Origin of the sequence: Skermanella aerolata KACC 11604, from assembly GCF_000936425.1 — a bacterium.
In the GTDB taxonomy this organism is placed as follows: Bacteria; Pseudomonadota; Alphaproteobacteria; order Azospirillales; family Azospirillaceae; genus Skermanella; species Skermanella aerolata.
This window is the reverse complement of sequence record NZ_AVFK01000012.1, coordinates 144948-157702: the sequence shown is the minus strand read 5'-3', so window position 1 is coordinate 157702 and position 12755 is coordinate 144948. Positions and strand designations below refer to the sequence as shown.

The window sequence follows — 12755 nt, the reverse complement described above, 5'->3', positions numbered from 1 at the left end:
GTGGGCCGGCCGGATCAGTCTTCGGAGGCGTCGGCGGCTTCGCCGTCGCTGTCCGGGGAGCCCATCATGGCGCTGGCGACGAGGCCGGCATTTTCCCGGATCTTCGCCTCGATGGTGTCGGCGATCTCCGGGTTCGACATCAGGAAGCCCTTAGCGTTCTCCTTGCCCTGCCCGATGCGCTGGCTGCCGTAGCTGAACCAGGAACCGGACTTTTCGACGATGCCGGCCTGGACGCCGAGATCCAGCAGCTCGCCGGTCTTGGAGATCCCCTCGCCGTACATGATGTCGAACTCGACCACGCGGAACGGCGGGGCCATCTTGTTCTTGACCACCTTGACTCGGGTCTGGTTGCCGACGACGGTGTCCTTGTCCTTGATGGCGCCGATCCGCCGGATGTCGAGCCGCTGCGAGGCGTAGAACTTCAGCGCGTTGCCGCCGGTCGTAGTTTCCGGATTGCCGAACATCACGCCGATCTTCAGCCGGATCTGGTTGATGAAGATAACCGTGCAGTTCGACCGGGAGATCGAGCCGGTCAGCTTGCGGAGCGCCTGGCTCATCAGGCGGGCGTGGCGACCGACATGGCTGTCGCCCATCTCGCCTTCCAGCTCGGCGCGCGGCACCAGGGCCGCGACGCTGTCCACCACCAGCACGTCGATCGCACCGGAGCGGACCAGGGTATCGACGATCTCCAGCGCCTGCTCGCCGGCATCGGGCTGCGAGATCAGCAACTCGTCGACATTGACGCCGAGCTTGCGGGCATAGCCGGGATCGAGCGCGTGTTCCGCGTCGATGAAGGCGCAGGTGCCGCCCGCCTTCTGCGCCTGGGCGATCACGTGCAGGGTCAGGGTGGTCTTGCCCGAGCTTTCCGGACCGTAGACCTCGATGATGCGTCCTTTCGGCACGCCGCCGATGCCGAGTGCTATGTCGAGCCCGAGCGACCCGGTGGAGATCGCCTCCACAGCCGGCATCTCGCCGCCGCCGCCCAGTTTCATGATCGCGCCCTTGCCGAAGGCGCGTTCGATCTGGGTCAGGGCTGCATCGAGCGCCTTGTTACGATCCTGTGTGGACTCAACGAGCCTCAACGGAGGTGTGGACATGATAGCGACGTTCCCAAATTCCAATCAGATCCGTTATGTACTATTTTTGTTCTCATTTTTTAGGGTTTGGCAGCGTTTTTCGCGCTGCTAATTAGGGGTAGAAATATACTGTGGGATGCAGCCGCCGCGATGTCGTCTTTGTCTTTACCCGCCGAACGGCATAGATTGTCGGCTGAGAGTTTGGCGGAGCCAGGACATGGAACGCACCTGCCTGCCGGCTAACCCAGCCTTAAGATTTGTAGCCTAATTTAACAAAAATTGCAGGAAGTCCGGGCCCCGGACGCAAGTTTTAAGTGGAAACCGTTGGAGACTGGACATGCTTGCGAGGGGAGAAGCGCGGGATCGCCTGATCGTGCTTGCCAGTTGCGCTTTGGCGCTGGCCGTTTCCTCATCGCTGGATCTCGTTGAAGCGATCCATGATTACCTGGATGGATTGGAGCATTTCGAGGCGGACGAAGTCTTCACCGCGTTCATCGTGGCCGCCATCGGGCTGGTGTGGTACTCCCGCCGGCGGCTGAAGGACTTCCGGCGGGAACTGAACCGCCGGATCGCGGCGGAAGCGTCCCTTACCCTGGCGGAGCAGCGTCTCGCCCTGGCGGTCGAGGCGGCCGATGTCGGCCTCTGGGACTGCGACCTGGAAACCGGCCGCATGGAACGCTCGCACCAGCTGGACGAGGTGATGGGCTGGAACGCGGCCGATCTCCATACCGGCGAGGACTTCCTGGACCGCGTGCATCCCGCCGACGCCGAGCGCGTGCGCGGTCGCGTGACCGAAGCGATGAACGGCGGTGCCTACCGGGTCGAGTTCCGCGTCCTGCGGTCGGACGGTTCCGTTGCCTGGCTCGAGTCACGGGGCCGCGTGCTTTTCGACGGGAGCGGATCTGTCGCCAGACCCAACCGGATAGCCGGGACGGTCATGGTGGTGACCGACCGCGTCCTCAGCGCCGAACGGCTCAAGGCGTCCCTTGCGGAAAAGGAAACCCTGCTTCAGGAGGTTCACCACCGCATCAAGAACAACCTTCAGGGGTTGTGGTCGCTGATCCAGCTGGAAAAACGCCGGCTGGGCCGCGGAGCGATCCGGGACCGGCTGGACGCGCTGGAGGGCCGCATCCAGGTGATGGGGGAGATCCACAAGGCGCTCTACGCTTCCGAAAACGTGTCCACGGTGGACATCGGTCCGCAGCTGCAAACCCTGTGCGAGGGCATCCGCAACATCTCGCCCAGGCCGGAGCTGATCTCGATACAGGTCGCCTCCGATCCTCTGCGGTGCTCTCTCGACACCGCCATTCCGCTGGGAATGCTCGTCCACGAGATCGTCACCAACGCGGTCAAGCATGCTTTTCCCGAAGGCAGTCCGGGGCGGATTTCGGTGTCGCTCCGACGGGCCGGCGACACGGTGCGGCTGATGGTGTCCGACGACGGCCGGGGCGACGGAACCTTGGACTCGGGGGAACCGGGCGGTATCGGCAAGCAGCTGATCCAGTCGCTGAGCGGCCAGCTTTGCGGTTGGGTGACGGTCTCGAAACTGGAGGGGACGACGGTCACCGTCGAGATGCCCGCCGGCCTGTTCCCGCTTTCCGACCCGAATTCCTCCAGCCACCATCCGGTGCTGGAAGCCGAACCGGTCTGATACCAGGAGCCTGTAGGTTGGGCCGTGGCCCAACAAACACTGTCCTCACAGGTCGATTTCTTCGGCCCGGCATCCCTGCCGGAGTCGGGAACCCCGGCCTAGGCACCCCACATCAGCCGGGATGGCTCAGCGAGGCCAGGGCGCCCCGGACGCGGTTATACTCGGTTCCGATGGACGCCAGGGTGCGGGTGGCCATCCCCTCGGGAGGGGCCGTGCCCTCGGCAGCGCCGCGCGCCGCCGTTTCCAGTTCCCCGCAACGGGCTGTCAGTTCGAGCGCCCCGATGCTGGCGCTGCTCGACTTCAGGCTGTGGACGGTCTTGGCGATCAGGGGCCAGTCACAGAATTCGACGCCCTCGCGCAGCCGCTTCATAAGGTCCGGCGTCTTGTCGAGATAGAGCTTGGCCACTCTCACCAGCACGTCGGGATTGCCGAAGGAACGCAGTTCGTCCAGCGTGCGCCGGTCCAGCACGCTGTCGGCATCGAGACCGTCCAGACCGGCATCCGGACCGGCGTCGCGCCGGGGTTCGGCGGCGGGCGGAGCGCCTGGTTCGCGCGCCGCCTCGTTCCGGGCCAGCCACCGGCGCAGGACCACGCCCAGCTGCTCGCGCGTGAAGGGCTTGGCGATGTAGTCGTCCATCCCGGCGGCAAGGCAGTTTTCCCGGTCGCCGTTCAGGGCATTGGCGGTCAGGGCGACGATCGGGATCCGGGCGGCCTTCAAGGGCTGGCGCGTTTCGTCCAGACGGATGGCGCGGGTCGCGTCGAAGCCGTCCATCTCCGGCATCTGGCAGTCCATCAGGATCAGGTCGTAGTTGTGGCGCCGCGTCCGTTCCAGCGCTTCCGAGCCGTTGACGGCGGTGTCGACTGTGCAGCCGAGCAGCTTGAGCCGTTCCATCGCCACTTCCCGGTTGATCGGGTTGTCTTCCACCAGCAGGACATGGGCCGAGAGCGGGTGGTTGAGCCTGCCCGGCACGAATACCGGCCCGGACGCCGACTGGTCCACGGCACAGCCGGCGGCAGCCGGTTCGAACGCAACGGTGAACCAGAAGGTCGATCCGGCGCCGGACCCGCTGGCGACGCCGATCTCACCGCCCATCAGGGAACAGAGCTGGCGCGCTATCGCCAGTCCCAGACCCGTGCCGCCGAAGCGGCGCGTGGTCGATCCGTCCGCCTGGGCGAAGGCATCGAAGATGGCCGCCTGCTTGTCCTGCGGGATGCCGATGCCGGTATCGGCCACTTCGAAGCGCAGGCCGATCTTTCCGGCGGGGATCTCGTCTCCGGCGGCGGGCTTGACCCGCACCGTGACCTCGCCCGAACGGTCGGTGAACTTGAGCGCGTTGCCGATCAGGTTGACCAGGATCTGGCGCAGCCGGCCGGCGTCGCCGACCAGGCCGGAAGGGATCGATATCGGGATCAGGCAGGCGAGTTCGATGCCCTTGGCGGCGGCTTGGCCGGTGAAGCACTCGGTGACCTCCTGGACCAGGGATCGCGGGTCGAAGGGACTGGAGTCGAGCTCCATCTTGCCGGCTTCGATCTTCGACAGGTCCAGGATCGAGTTAATCAGGCCGACCAGCGTTTCACCGGAGTGGCGGACCACTTCGGCAAGGTGCCGCTGCCGGTCGGACAGGTCGGTATCCAGCAGCAGCTCCATCATGCCCAGGACGCCGTTCATCGGCGTGCGGATCTCGTGGCTCATGTTGGCGAGGAACTCGCTCTTGGCGCGGTTGGCCGCTTCCGCCGTCCGCTTCGCGTGGCGAAGCTCGCGGACGATCCTTTCCAGCTCGGCATTGGCGGCGGACAAGGCCGCGGTGCGTTCGGCCACCTGCCGCTCCAGCATCTCGCCCTGGTTGGCCAGCCTCTCGTCGCGCAAGCCGATCTGCCGCAGCATGTCGTTGAAGCCGTCGATCAGGGCGTCGATCTCATCGCCGCGCCGCTCTTCGCGCCCGGAGCCCGGGTCGCGCCGGAACAGGCGTATCGCATAGTCGTTGGACGCCGATACGGCGGCCATCGTGGTGGTAAGGTCCACGATCGGACCGGACACCACCCGCTGGAGCCGAGACGAGATCAGGAACGTTCCCAGCAGCGAGATGACCGCGGCGAGCGCCACGATGCCGTAGTAGCTGCGAAGGTTGACGGCCAGCTCAGTCAGGTCCGCCGTCAGGTGGACCAGCCCCAGGATCTCGCCGTCGAGCCGGATCGGAACGAAGACGTCCAGTCCCTCGTCCGTGAACTCGTGGAACTCGTGGTCGTCGGGGCTTCCGGCAGTATAGGTACCATTGAATTTGCCGGTCAGCAGGGCATCCCTGATGAAGTCCTGCTCCATGTCGGCAACGGCATCCGCGGAATTCTCGGCTTCCACCTCGCCCTTGGCGGCATATGTGGCGAAGGCGCCGCCGCGCAGCCGGACGATGTGGGCGTGCCGGATCTGGGGCTGGGCATGCAGCGCCGCCAGGGTCTGCTCCGCCGCCCTCGGGTCTTCGAAGGTCAGCGCCGCCGTCGTGTTGGCGGCGATCACGTGGCCGATGCTCGCCAGCTGCGTCACGGCGCTCTGCCGGTAGCGGCCCTGCTCGTGGAAGATCAGCGCCGCCGTGATCATCAGCAGGCTGATGCCGCTGGTCAGCAGCATGATGCTGATGAGTTTCCGCTGGAGCGGCATCTGGCGGAACAGGGAGATCTTCATGACGAACCTCCGGCGCGGGTGATGATCGCCAGGTTGAGCAGTTGCGAACTGACGGTCAGGCCGGTCGGCGCTATCCTGTCCGGGTCGATCTCGAACCGGATGCGGCCGTCGGTGAGGACGAAGCCGACCATGCCGCCGGAGCGGACGAAACCCTGGCCGTCGCCCACCGTCAGGACCGGCTTGTCCTTGAGGTTTTCGGCCAGTCCGGCGATTTCCCGGGCGTAGGGAAGGCCGACGAAGACGATGCGGCACCGCCCGATCTCGCCCGGCTTCGTCAGCCGGCGCACCTCGACCGGCCTGCCGTCCACCGGCTTGCCCTTGAGCAGGTCGAGCGCCGGGCCGAACGGATCGTCGCCAAGGATGCAGATCGTGAAGGTCGCTTCAGTCGGTGAGGGCGAGGGTGGCCACGCCATGAATTTTGCGAAGTTGTAGAGGAAGGCGGCCTTCACTTCGTACTCGTTCGGCGCCGCATGGGACTGGCCTGAAGAACCCGTGGTCGCGAGCAGTGCTATGAGGATGGTCAGCGCATAGCCGTTCATGCGCCGGAAATGGCTGCGGACCTGTGCGCTCCATTTGAATAGGCGAGGCATGCTTCAGAACTGCACCGTCGCCTTGGCGTAGACGCTGCGGCCCACGCGGGTCGGAGCCGTCGACAGGAATTCCGGCCGGTACTCCAGGCGCGAGCCGCCGACGAGGTTCTGACCGACCAGCGACAGTTCCAACCCATCCGTCGCCCGCCAGCCGATGCGGGCGTCCAGCGTGGTGTAGCCGTCGATTTGGAGGGCCGGCAGCCCGGTGGTATGCCGGACGATCACGTCCATCTCGACATCGCCGCCGAGATCCGCCGAGGATTGCAGGTTGAACTGGTGCTGCGGACTGCTGCCGTCATCCAAAGCCGCCGAGAAAGTGTCCACGCTGCCGCTGTCGGCGCGCGTTTCCATCCGCAGGAAGGTGTAGGAGCCGCGCATCCGCCAGCCGTCGAGCGGCTGCCATTCGGCGGCGGCCTCGGTTCCCCAGGTCCGGGCGCTCAGGCCGTTGCCGGCGAGCAGGGGCATGTTGAACCGGGGAGCCGGCGCCGATGAGAACGCCACCGGCTGCTGTTCGAGCGAGCGCAGCTTGTCGTAGATGTTGTAGAAGCCGGCGATGTCCAGCGACAGGTTGGAGGCGAGATGGGCACGGTAGCCGGCTTCGAATGCCGTCAGGTTCTCGGAGTCGAAGCTGCGCTGGCCGGTCGGCTCGACCGTTACCGCCAATCCCGCCGGTCCCGGCTGGATCGCCTGGACGAAGCGGATATCGTCTTCCGCCCGCGACGGCGTGCGGACCGCGCGCGACACGGCCGTCCAGAACGTGTGATCGGCCGCCGGCGTCCAGAGCAGCCGGGCGCTGGGCTGGATCTCGGTCCCGCTATAGCCGTTGTGCTCGAACTTGGACCCGACCGTGAAGTGCAGGGTATCCGGGATCAGCGTGATCTCGTCCTGCACGAAGGCGCTGAAGACATGCTCCGTCCGCCGCCCCGGCTCGACCGACAGCGAGAAGTTGCTTGAGATGTCGTCGGAGTTCAGCCGGTATCCGGCGCCCCAGATCAGGTCGTGCCGGTCGAACGGCGCCATGCGGTGCTGGAACTCGATGTCGACCGTATCGTTGGTCGCCTCGACCTGCGGCCAGTCGATGCTTTCCCGGTTGTAGTAGGCTTGGAGCGAGATTTCCGACGTGGCGGACAGGGTGCGGGTCCATCGGCCGAGCAGGTCGGCGTTGAGCAGCTTGTCGCGTTCCTCGACGCTGCGGGCGAAGGGCGCATCGGGATGGAATAGCGTCGCCGTCTCGCCGAGCCTGCCGGTGGTGATACCGCCCTGGGCCGAAAAGGCATTGTCCGCATCGGTCTTCCAGTCCGCGCGAAAGCCGGCTCGGCTGCGGTCGAAATCGTCGGAGGCGTCCTCGCCGGACGATGTCAGGCCCTGCTCCCGCCGCGTGTGCTTGGCGTAGACCCGATAATGCCCGTCGCCATTGGCGAAGGCGTCGCCGAAGCGGACGGCGCCGGCCGCCCGCTCCTGATCGCCGACGGCGCCGGCGACCAGCATGCCCTGCGTCGCGGCGGCGGGCTTCGTGATGATGTTGATGACGCCGTTGACCGCATTGGCGCCCCACAGGGTGGCGCCTGGACCCCGGATGACTTCGATCCGGTCGATGTCCTCCAGCATCGTGTCCTGCAATTCCCAGAAGACGCCGGAGAACAGCGGCGTATAGACGCTTCGGCCGTCGATCAGGACCAGCAGCTTGTTGGCGAAGCGGCCGTTGAAGCCGCGCGCGGTGATCGCGTAGCGTCCGCTGTCGATCCGGGCGACCTGGAGGCCGGGGATCAGCCGCAGCGCGTCGGGTATGGTGGTGGCGCCGGAGCGCCGGATGTCGTCGCCGGTCAGGACCGAGACGGCCGCCGCCACGTCGCCGAGCGCCTGGGCCTTCTTCGCCGCCGAGGTGACCTCCACCCGCAGGTTCATCAGGTCTTCGAGGCTGAGATGCGTCAGGTCCGATACGCCCATCCGGTCGAGCGCCGAGGCGGCGCTTACCGGCATGACGACCGCTGCAAGGATGGACATCAGCGTCCTTAGACCGGGTCGGCGTCGCACGGCGGTAATCCTGGTTCGGATGGATGGCGGGATGTGGTTGGGCGGCATGACGGCTTGAAGTTCATTCGGCAGCCGTGACCGGCAGCCTCCGCTTTTCCGTAAGGATGCGCTCCTGTGGAAACGTCAGGATGACCGTCGTTCCGACATCGGGGGCGCTCAGGATCTCCAGCGTGCCGCCGTGGAGCTCGATCAGCCGCTTGGTCAGCGGCAAGCCAAGGCCCGTGCCCTCGTAGCGCCGGCTGTGGGAACTGTCGATCTGGCCGAACTTGGCCAGGGCGATCGGGATATCCTCGGCCCTCATGCCGATGCCGGTATCCGCGACTTCGAACACCAGGCCGCCGGTGCCGCCCTGGTCCGGGAATTGGCCCGGATGTTCGCGCCGGACCCGCAGCATCACCTGTCCATTGTCGGGCGTGAACTTCAGGGCATTCGACAGGATGTTCAGCAGGATCTGGCGCACCCGCAATTCATCGGCGAAAAGGGCGGGAAGCGGCCGTTTCGGCAGATCCAGGGTGAACGAGATCCCCTTGGCATCGGCCTGCGCCTGCAACAGGCGCCGGCAGGCATGGGCGACCCTGGTCACGTCGATGGGGTCGTCGTGAAGCTCGATCATGCCCTGCTCGGCCTTGGACAGGTCCAGGATCGCGTTGATCAGGTGCAGCAGATGTTCGCCGCTCTCGTGGATCATCCGGACATAGCTCTCGTACTGCTCGTTGCCGATCGGGCCGTAGAGCTTCCTGTCCATGATCTCGGTGAAGCCGAGGATGGCGTTCATCGGCGTGCGCAGTTCATGGCTCATGGTCGCCAGGAAATCGGACTTCGCGCGGTTCGCGGCTTCGGCCTGATTGAGAGCCCTGCGCAGGACGTCCTCGCTGCGGCGGCGTTCGGTGATGTCCTGGGCAACCCCGGCGACGCGGACGATCTCGCCGCGGCAATCCCGCTCCGGCCGTCCGGTGAAGCGGACGATCCTGATGTCATCGCCGTCGTCGACGATGCGGAAGTCGCCGCTTTCCTCGGCGGGCGGCATGCCCTGCCCGAGCAAGTCGGCCGCCGTGCCGAACCGGTCCCGGTCGTCGGGATGGATGCGCGAAAGGACGGCGGCTAGACTGGGGGCGAGTTGCGACCGTCCGTCGCCGTCCGGAGCGTAGCCGAGCAGGGAGAACATCTCCCTGGACCAATTCATCTCGCCCGTGCCGACGTCCCATTCCCAACTGCCGAGAGACGCGATCTTCTGGGCCTGCGCCAGCCGCCGCTCGCTTTCGCCCAGGCGGCGAAGGCTTTCGCTTGCGCGCAGCATGTAGCGCAGGCGCTGCATCAGGATCATCCAATTGATCGGCTTGGTGATGAAGTCGGTGGCGCCGGCGGTATAGGCCTGCTTGATCGAGCCGACGTCGTCCAGGCCGGTGACGATCAGGATCGGTATATGGGCGCCGATCCCGGTGGGCAGGGCGCGCATGGCGGCACAAGTCTCGAAGCCGTCCATTCCAGGCATCACGACATCGAGCAGGACCAGATCGGGCCGGTGATCCTGGAACATCGTCAGCGCAAGTTCGCCGTTGCAGGCGTCCACGACCTGAAAGCCTTCGCGCTCCAGCGCCTGGCGATAGAGAAACTGCGCCACTTCGTCGTCGTCGACGACAAGGACGAGAGGCTGCGATCGATCGCTCCAGCCTGGGCTTGTCAGATCGCTCAGCATTGGGGCACGACACGATTGGAGATGGGATTATGGCGGATTCCACAGGCGAGATGGAGGATCGCGTCCATTTTCAATCCCTTCGTCGCATCCTGGTGAATTACCTACAAATAGAGATATCTCAAATGCCCCGTGTAATTCATTAGAACGTTCGCCTTTACGCTAACAACGATCTAGGTATAACCATATGGCTATCGATATAGATAATTTAATAAAATGCCGTTATTTGGGGTAGAGGCATGTAGCGCCAAGGCTTGCGCGACAATATGGCAGCGGCTGCCGGGCCGATACCAAGGGGCCGAAGACATCGACCTGTGTGGACAGTGTTTGTTGGGCCACGGCCCAATCTATAGGATCCTGCTTCGCAGGTTGGGCCGTGGTCCAACACTGCCGGAGCGCCGGTCAAACTCTTCGGCTCCTGGTATGTTAAAATCGGCGGGAAGCCGCTTCCACGCCCGGCGACCGGCGGGACGAGTGGCTTGAACCCGTCCGGTCAGGCCGCTTTGCGGTGCGCCGGCCGCAGACGGCGCTTCATTTCGTCGAGAAACCGCCGCACCTCGCCGACGGTCAAGCCGTCGCGGGCCAGCAGGGCATGCAGGATCGGGTCGTTCAGCAACTCGTCGAGCGACGGCTCGGGTCTTCCTTTGTTCATCACCGATCTCCAGAAAATTGATTTTCGTAAACTTTGCCGGGACTCCACGGGGACTCCGGCGTCAGGAAATCCGGATAGGAGTTCGGTGAATCGGATCGGCTGGGCATCGCATGATTCCCTCCCTTGCAAAGCCGGTTTATTGTTGATGAGCTTTTTTCCGGCAGCGCCCTTTTAGGCTTTTCGCACTGATGTCTCCAATCTAAAAATACTGCCGGCTGCGAATCTTTCGGCATAAGGAATAGGCCCTTGTGCAAGTCTCTCCCGCAGCGAAGTGTGCGGTCGGAATAGACCGGCTGAGACCGTCCGAACCCCATGCGCTTGATGACGTGAAGGCAGGTGTCGCTGGATGGCTCGTTCAGCATCCCTAAGCTTTGGCTTCACCTGAATTCAATCTGGATTGCTTAAAACCAAAAGTTGTTCATCTTGAGAGTAAAAGAAACAAGGCGTAATAATCCGCGCCGCATTTTCAGATTGGTGTGAAACAAGATTAGTATCTTGAGAAATTAAAATAACTCAAAAATTTGATATTTGCTAATTGATAGTCTTTAAGCATTTAATTTTGATAATCATTTGCATGCATAAACAGTATCAAGGATGATGATGCTTTCACCTTCCGACTTTATGCATGAGCATAAGAGGTATTTCTATACATTTAATAAGCGATTTACCAAAAGAACTATGAGTATGATCATCGAGTGATCCAGTTAACTTATGCTAATAAAGCCCTGCCGATGCAAAAGGTCTTAACATGACGAAGGTTCCTGGTGTTTTGCGAACCTTCCGGTTTGCGAACCCGTCAGAGAAGTCCATGACAGGGAGTGTGAGCTTTGCCGTATGATATCGAGGCGCTGCGGACAGTTATCGGTCTGCTGAAAGACCCGGCCCTGCTGCTCGATACCGACGGTCGCACGCTTGCCGCGAACCGGCGTTCGGCCGCGCTGTTGCGTTCCTGTCCGGAAGCTTCCCGGAGAACCAATGCCGATGGGGAAAGGTTCTTCGACGGTCTTCCTGCCGCCGGAGATCGCGTACCCTGGCAGACGGCGGCAAGGAGCGTGGTCAAATCAGGAAAGCCGGTCCATCGTGAGGGCCTGATCCACGGCCGAAGGTTCGACGTCATGCTGGCGCCGCTGACCGGACCGGATGGGCAGCCCTGCGCCGTCCTGTGCCATGCGGTCGAGCAGGCGCAGCCCGAACCGGGCAGGAGCCGCGGCAGTGATGGACCCGATCTCCAGTCAATACTCGATCAGATCCCCTACGGCATCTTCTGGAAAGACCTTCACTCTCGGTATGTCGGCTGCAACAAGCCCTTCGCCGATGCGACAGGACTTGCCGATCCCCGCGAAATCGCCGGCTTGTCGGATTTCCAGCTCTTCGATCCGGATATGGCCCGGACCCTGCACCGGGAAGACCAGGAGGTGGTGCGGAGCGGACGGGTGCTGCGCAAGGTGGAACAGCAGGTCACATGGTCGAGCGGCAGGAGCCTGGACGTAGAAAAGCTGAAACTGCCGCTCCGGTCCGGAACGGGAGATATCATCGGCGTTCTCGGCATGGTCGAGGATGTGACGGCCCGCCGGGAAACCGAGGAGCGCCTGAGAGCGGCCAAACAGGAAGCGGAGCGGATCAGTGCCGCGAAATCTAGTCTCTTCGCGGCAGCCAGCCATGATCTGCGGCAGCCGATACAGGCGATGAGCCTGTTCGTCGCCCTGCTTGCGAACCGTGTCGCCGATCCGGCTGCCCTTGCCCTCGTCGAGAAGCTCCGGCAGAGCATGACCGAATACACGACGATGCTGGACGCCTTGCTGGATTTGTCGAAGCTGGAGACCGGGACGCTCGACCCGGTCATCATGCCGATCCGTCTTCAGGATCTCCTGCGGCGTCTGGACGATGAGTTCGCGCCGCTGGCCGCCGAGAAGGGGCTGCGGCTGACCGTCGTGCCGACCAGCCTGTCCGTTCGCAGCGATCCGATGCTGCTGGACCGGATGCTGAGGAACCTCATTGCCAATGCGATCCGCTACACCGCCAAGGGGCGGATCCTGATCGGCTGCCGGCGGCGCGGAAAATGCGCCTGCATCGACGTCCAGGATACAGGCATCGGCATTCCCGCCGACAAGCTGGGTCAAATCTTCCGCGAGTTCTACCAGATCGGGCACGACGCTTCCGGTGCCAGGGAAGGGGCTGGACTGGGATTGGCCATCGTGCACCGGATCTCCGTCAGCTTGCATCACGAGGTCAGCGTGTCATCCCGCGTCGGCCATGGGTCGCGCTTCAGTGTCGAGGTCCCGATCGAATTCAGCCCCGAGGCGGCCGCTTCTCAAGAGGGATGATGTGCCTAAATTTCGCTCACGCAATTACTTAGAATTGTCTCACTCTCGAACTTGACTC

Annotated in this window: 8 protein-coding genes; 2 read left to right on the top strand and 6 right to left on the bottom strand. The window is 63.7% G+C overall.

What is annotated here, in order from left to right:
• Positions 1 to 14 precede the first annotated feature (14 nt).
• On the bottom strand, positions 15 to 1097 hold the full coding sequence (recA, locus tag N826_RS16540; RefSeq protein ID WP_044430598.1) for a recombinase RecA: 1083 nt from the start codon (positions 1095 to 1097) through the stop codon (positions 15 to 17).
• Positions 1098 to 1413: 316 nt separating this feature from the next.
• Here recA and N826_RS16535 point away from each other — a divergent pair, with 316 nt between their 5' ends.
• Positions 1414 to 2727 carry a sensor histidine kinase gene (locus tag N826_RS16535; protein WP_044430596.1) on the top strand — a complete coding sequence of 438 codons (1314 nt, stop codon included), beginning with the start codon at positions 1414 to 1416 and terminating at the stop codon, positions 2725 to 2727.
• 112 nt (positions 2728 to 2839) lie between these two features.
• Here N826_RS16535 and N826_RS16530 read toward each other — a convergent pair whose 3' ends face one another.
• The 5 genes from N826_RS16530 to N826_RS43085 form a co-directional block, all read right to left on the bottom strand.
• The gene (locus tag N826_RS16530) at positions 2840 to 5404 is read right to left on the bottom strand and encodes a hybrid sensor histidine kinase/response regulator (RefSeq protein WP_052831440.1); all 2565 of its coding nucleotides are present in this window, start codon (positions 5402 to 5404) and stop codon (positions 2840 to 2842) included.
• Positions 5401 to 5994, bottom strand: coding sequence for a TOL_0243 family YfiR-like periplasmic protein (locus tag N826_RS16525; protein ID WP_084720817.1), 594 nt, complete (start codon positions 5992 to 5994; stop codon positions 5401 to 5403). The genes N826_RS16530 and N826_RS16525 overlap by 4 nt, the downstream gene beginning before the upstream one ends.
• Before the next feature lie 3 nt (positions 5995 to 5997).
• Entirely contained in the window at positions 5998 to 7998 is a 2001-nt protein-coding gene (locus N826_RS16520; protein ID WP_052831438.1) for a TOL_0244 family TonB-dependent receptor, read from the bottom strand.
• A 91-nt stretch (positions 7999 to 8089) separates the two neighbouring features.
• Positions 8090 to 9724 carry an ATP-binding response regulator gene (locus tag N826_RS40140; RefSeq protein ID WP_052831434.1) on the bottom strand — a complete coding sequence of 545 codons (1635 nt, stop codon included), beginning with the start codon at positions 9722 to 9724 and terminating at the stop codon, positions 8090 to 8092.
• Positions 9725 to 10214: 490 nt separating this feature from the next.
• Positions 10215 to 10373 (bottom strand): hypothetical protein, encoded by a 159-nt coding sequence (locus tag N826_RS43085; protein WP_157599345.1) that lies wholly within the window; start codon positions 10371 to 10373, stop codon positions 10215 to 10217.
• Between the two features lie 827 nt (positions 10374 to 11200).
• On the opposite strand from N826_RS43085, the gene N826_RS40135 reads away from it, so the two are divergent.
• Entirely contained in the window at positions 11201 to 12697 is a 1497-nt protein-coding gene (locus N826_RS40135; protein WP_052831428.1) for a PAS domain-containing sensor histidine kinase, read from the top strand.
• Positions 12698 to 12755: the final 58 nt, after the last annotated feature.

Bases quoted from the DNA above. Each gene is read 5' to 3' on its own strand.
- recA (WP_044430598.1), bottom strand. From the start codon at position 1,097: ATGTCCACACCTCCGTTGAGGCTCGTTGAGTCCACACAGGATCGTAAC.
- N826_RS16535 (WP_044430596.1), top strand. From the start codon at position 1,414: ATGCTTGCGAGGGGAGAAGCGCGGGATCGCCTGATCGTGCTTGCCAGT.
- N826_RS16530 (WP_052831440.1), bottom strand. From the start codon at position 5,404: ATGAAGATCTCCCTGTTCCGCCAGATGCCGCTCCAGCGGAAACTCATC.
- N826_RS16525 (WP_084720817.1), bottom strand. From the start codon at position 5,994: ATGCCTCGCCTATTCAAATGGAGCGCACAGGTCCGCAGCCATTTCCGG.
- N826_RS16520 (WP_052831438.1), bottom strand. From the start codon at position 7,998: ATGTCCATCCTTGCAGCGGTCGTCATGCCGGTAAGCGCCGCCTCGGCG.
- N826_RS40140 (WP_052831434.1), bottom strand. From the start codon at position 9,724: ATGCTGAGCGATCTGACAAGCCCAGGCTGGAGCGATCGATCGCAGCCT.
- N826_RS43085 (WP_157599345.1), bottom strand. From the start codon at position 10,373: ATGAACAAAGGAAGACCCGAGCCGTCGCTCGACGAGTTGCTGAACGAC.